Source organism: Microcystis sp. LE19-41.2A, assembly GCF_027530405.1.
Lineage (GTDB): Bacteria > Cyanobacteriota > Cyanobacteriia > Cyanobacteriales > Microcystaceae > Microcystis > Microcystis aeruginosa.
Map to the genome: position 1 here is coordinate 1 of NZ_JAPZQJ010000165.1, position 4,721 is coordinate 4,721.

At 47.6% G+C, this 4,721-nt stretch carries 4 protein-coding genes; 3 read left to right on the forward strand and 1 reads right to left on the reverse strand.

The window, feature by feature from the left end; translation table 11 throughout:
* Positions 1-52 precede the first annotated feature (52 nt).
* The gene (locus tag O9290_RS07040) at positions 53-739 is read right to left on the reverse strand and encodes a hypothetical protein (protein ID WP_288056613.1); all 687 of its coding nucleotides are present in this window, start codon (positions 737-739) and stop codon (positions 53-55) included.
* 255 nt (positions 740-994) lie between these two features.
* On the opposite strand from O9290_RS07040, the gene hisD reads away from it, so the two are divergent.
* The 3 genes from hisD to O9290_RS07055 all read left to right on the forward strand — a co-directional run bounded on the left by hisD (position 995) and on the right by O9290_RS07055 (position 4,585).
* Positions 995-2,299, forward strand: a complete 1,305-nt coding sequence (gene hisD / locus O9290_RS07045) for a histidinol dehydrogenase (protein WP_288056610.1) — start codon at positions 995-997, stop codon at positions 2,297-2,299.
* Between the two features lie 246 nt (positions 2,300-2,545).
* Complete coding sequence (locus O9290_RS07050) at positions 2,546-4,051, forward strand: Ycf46 family AAA ATPase (RefSeq protein WP_002798407.1); 1,506 nt, start codon at positions 2,546-2,548, stop codon at positions 4,049-4,051.
* 12 nt (positions 4,052-4,063) lie between these two features.
* Entirely contained in the window at positions 4,064-4,585 is a 522-nt protein-coding gene (locus O9290_RS07055) for an SH3 domain-containing protein (protein WP_287971952.1), read from the forward strand.
* Positions 4,586-4,721 lie beyond the last annotated feature (136 nt).

A 4,721-nucleotide genomic window follows, 5' to 3' on the forward strand; every position in this document is an offset into this window, starting at 1 on the left:
CCTACACCCCACACCCTACCCCCACCGAAAAACTTTTTGCCGCAAACCCTAATTAGGGCAGCCATTCCAGTAAAATTCCTAGGGAGCTATCTTTACGGGCGCGGGAATTTTGGGCTTGAATATCGGCAGCTAAACGTAAATTAGAGGTAATCGCATAACCAACCGAAAGAGTAGTCAATCCCACCTCGTTAGCACCCCCCGGTGAGATAAAACTCTGACTGACGGTGATATCTGCTGCCCCCGTGCGAGAAAGGGCTAATTTGAGCTTTAATCCTAAGTTAAGCCCATCGGTGCTGTAATTTCCTGTCTGAATGTAACGATAGCCCACCATGGGAGCCAGATTGACATAATCACCCAAAGGGAGGAGATAGTATTGTAAATTGGCTCCTATTGCCGTCCTTTTGCCGTTAAAAGCCGTCTGATAATCGCCGCTTAGGGTTAAACTGGTTTGACCGAAAAACACATCTTCTACCCCCAAAATCACGCCACTGGAATTATCGCTAGAAGGAAACTCTGCATATCCCAAGCGGATACGAGTGCGAAAACTGGGATCGCGGCGAATATCTTCGGCGATATCGGGTATTTTTTCTAACCAACGCTCTAAAACTGGGCTTTCTTGTCGAATTTTCGGGTCTAAGTCTAAATCCGTTTCTGCCCACACAGCACCACTCGCCCCCCATAATAAACTAAGAGCGATCGCATTTACAGAACAGCAAGAGAGCTTAAACATGATCTGCATTATACCCAAGGAGGCAGGAGGCAAGAGGCAAGAGGCAAGAGAAAGAATCTGGCAATAAAGCTTTTAGCTTAACAAATTAGGTTTTAGATTCGGCCTTTGTTATCAGTTATCAGATGTGAGTTTTCAGTTCACTGATTACTGGTTACTGTTTACTGATCACTGAAAAGCCGGCACTCCCCCAAAGGTTACAATAAAAATAAAGATTCAGATTCCCCGTTATTCTTGAGAGGACGGGGGGCAGTAGGAGCAGCAATAGTGGTTAGAATATTAAAACTTTCGCAATTAAGTAGCGCAGAACGGGCAAAACTTCAGAAAAGAGCCGAGTTAGATATTGATAACGCCCTCAAAGTCGCTCAAACGGTCATAGAAACCATCCGCAAACGGGGGGATGCCGGCGTTGTGGACTATGTGCGGCGTTTTGACTACGAAGGTGCGACGGTAGAAAATATCAAAGTCAGCGAGGCAGAATTTGAGCGGGCTTTTCATTTAATTGAACCGGAAGTAAAAACTGCCATTGAACAGGCTTTCCGGAATATTCAAGAGGTACATCGTCGCCAAATGCCGGAAGAAACACTACTGGCAGAAATTGAAACCGGTGTCTTTGCCGGCGAAAAAATCTCTCCTATCCCCAATGTGGGTTTATACGTTCCCCGGGGCCGCGGTGCTTTTCCCTCGATGATGTTAATGTTAGCCATCCCGGCAATGGTGGCAGGAGTGGAAAGAGTTGTCGTTTGCACTCCCCCCGATAAACAGGGCAACGTGGAACCCGTTTCTCTGGTGGCGGCGCAGATGGCTGGAGTCAGAGAAATTTATAAATTAGGGGGCGTACAAGCGATCGCCGCTTTGGCTTTGGGAACAAAAAATATCAAAAGGGTTGACAAAATTACCGGTCCGTGCAGCGTCTATGGGGCGGCGGCCAAGCGGTTACTGTTCGGTACTGTGGATGTGGGTTTGCCGGCCGGTCCAAGTGAGTCGATAGTTTTGGCCGATGAGTCCACCGATGCCCGTTTAGCGGCCTTGGATTTATTAATTGAAGCGGAACACGGGGCGGATTCGGCGGCTTTATTAGTCACCCACTGTGAAGATTTGGCGATCGCTGCTAGTGAATACGCTCAGGAATACCTGCAAAAACTCCCAGATTGGCGACGGGAATTTTGTGAGGCGGGTTTAGCCGCCTATGGGGGCATAATTTTAACCGATAGTTTGCAGCAATCCCTCGATTTTGTCAATGAGTACGCCCCGGAACATCTAGAGGTTTTAGTTAGTAATCCTTTTGCCATTCTGGGCAAGATTAAAAATGCTGGCGAAATTCTCCTGGGAAATCATACTCCTTCCTCTATGGCTACCTACGCCATCGGAGTCAATGCTGTGCTGCCGACGGGAAGTTTTGCCCGTTCCTATTCGGCGGTTTCGGTTTATGATTTTCTCAAGCGCTCTACTTTGGCTTATGTCACCCCTGAAGGCTTTGAAAAGTTAAAAGAAACCACGAAAACTTTAGCCGAGTACGAGGGTTTTCCCGCCCATAAATTAGCAATTCAACACAGGGAAATTTTACTCTAAATAGGGCTTGCGGCAAAAAGTTTTTCGTGGGGGCAGGGTGTGGGGTGTGGGGTGTGGGGTGTAGGGTTTTACCGATTTTCATCTGGTCAATTACCTAATTTTCAGGGAAAAAGTACCTGAATTTTCCCCCCGCTCACTCCCACGGCCGGTACTTTTGGATTGACAAAAAGTCTAAAAGTCTTATCCAGCAAGGTTTTTAGATTTATTCAGCAAGCCCTAAATAGCAAAAACTATAGACGAATAGCTATGAGCTTTGGTGAAGAATTTGAATTACTGCTGCGGGCGCGCTATCCTCTCATCTATATTACCACCCTAGAAGAGGAACGTCTCGAAAAAGCGATCGCCGATATTGCCAAACAGAGCCATAACCGTGCTGTCTATGTCTGGGATTTCGTGGATGGTTATCAAGATAATCCCAATAATGAGAACTTTGCTCGGCGTAATCCCCTCCAAGCTCTTGAATTCGTCGAAAAGCTGCCGCCTAACATCGCCGCCATCATAATTTTACGCGATTTCCAGCGCTTTTTAGAAGATATTTCCATCGCCAGAAAATTGCGAAATCTGGCCCGTTCTCTGAAATCTCAGCCCAAAAACCTAATTATCGTCGCTCCCGAACTGTCTATCCCCTCGGATCTAACCGAAGTAATCACCGTCGTCGATTTTCCCCTCCCCAGTGGCGAAGAAATTAAACAGGAAATCCAGCGATTAATCGCTGCCACCGGACAACCCGTCAAAGAACCACTCCTCGATGAATTAGTGCTTTCTGCCCAAGGATTATCCCTAGAGAGAATTCGTCGGGTTTTAGCCAAATGTTTAGCCAGTCACGGCAAAATTGAGCCAGAGGACGTGGAATTAATTTTGGCAGAAAAACGCCAATCGATTCGTCAAACCCAGATATTGGACTTTTATCCCGCCACAGAGCAGATTTCTGACATCGGCGGCCTAGATAATCTCAAAGATTGGCTGATTCGTCGCGGTGGTGCCTTTAGTGAACGCGCCCGCGCCTACGGTTTACCCAATCCCCGGGGTTTACTATTGGTGGGAATTCAAGGGACGGGTAAATCCCTGACAGCGAAAGCTATTTCCCATCATTGGCACTTACCGCTGCTGCGTCTAGACGTGGGGCGTTTATTTGGCGGATTGGTGGGAGAATCGGAATCGCGTACCCGTCAGATGATTAATCTCGCCGAAGCTTTAGCTCCCTGTGTGCTGTGGATAGACGAAATCGATAAAGCTTTCGCCGGAGCGGAGGGAAAAGGTGACGGGGGAACCACCGGGCGGGTTTTCGGGACTTTTATCACTTGGTTAGCCGAGAAACAATCGCCGGTTTTTGTCGTCGCTACAGCTAATAACATCCAATCTCTGCCCCCGGAAATGTTGCGAAAAGGACGCTTCGATGAGATATTTTTTGTCGGACTACCTAGCCAAAAGTCCCGCGAGGAGATTTTTAGCGTTCATTTAGGGAAAGTTCGGCCCCATAATCTGAAAAGTTATGATATAAAGCGATTAGCCTACGAAACTCCCGATTTTTCGGGGGCAGAAATCGAACAAACCATCGTGGAAGCGATGCACATCGGTTTTAGTCAAAATCGCGACTTTAGCACCGATGATGTGCTTGAGGCCGCTAGTCAGATTATCCCCCTAGCTCGGACTGCCCAAGAACAGATTCAATTTCTACAGGATTGGGCAAAGTCCGGTAAAGCTCGTCTAGCCTCTCGCGATGATCGTTTTAATGTCAATTCTAGCAGTTAATTTAGCACCAATATGAAGCGTTTATCTGGTTTATTGCAATTTATGCTCGGTTTTGTCATGGGAGTGGCGATTTTGGTCGGTGGGGCTACTGCTGTCGCCTATATGCTTCTCTCCGGTATGAATTCTAATCCTCCTAAACCCGTCTTTACCGAGGAGAAAAAAGAGGAAACTAAGGAAGAAAAAACCGCCGTCAAACCTTCTCCCATCCCTACTACTCCCGTCCAAGAACAACCCCAAGCTGAGGTGAAAGAGTCTCCCACAGCTGCACCAGCACCAAAAGCTTCCCCGAAACCCAGTCCCGAAGCAAGAAAAAGAGAAGCCACATCCGAGGGTTATCAAGCGCGGGTGACATGGCAAAGCGGTTTAAGTCTGCGCTCTCAACCTACCAGTGAATCGACTCGTCTCGGCGGTCTGGATTATAATACTAAAGTTAGTGTGGTGGGAACCAGCAGCGATGGCCAATGGCAGCGCATACGTCTGTCCGATGGTCGCGAAGGTTGGATTAAAGCGGGTAATATTTCCAGAGTCCATTGACACTCCCCGCTCTAAAGAGACGGGGATTCTTGGTTCACAGAGATTACTTGCTTAGACAGAATTGCTTCTGAAAAAGTAGAGGTATTCTCTCCCCAAGCGTTTATTGGATCGAGCCCAAAGGTTCCGGTATGCCCTA

Bases quoted from the DNA above. Each gene is read 5' to 3' on its own strand.
- O9290_RS07055 (WP_287971952.1), top strand. From the start codon at position 4,064: ATGAAGCGTTTATCTGGTTTATTGCAATTTATGCTCGGTTTTGTCATG.
- O9290_RS07040 (WP_288056613.1), bottom strand. From the start codon at position 739: ATGCAGATCATGTTTAAGCTCTCTTGCTGTTCTGTAAATGCGATCGCT.
- O9290_RS07050 (WP_002798407.1), top strand. From the start codon at position 2,546: ATGAGCTTTGGTGAAGAATTTGAATTACTGCTGCGGGCGCGCTATCCT.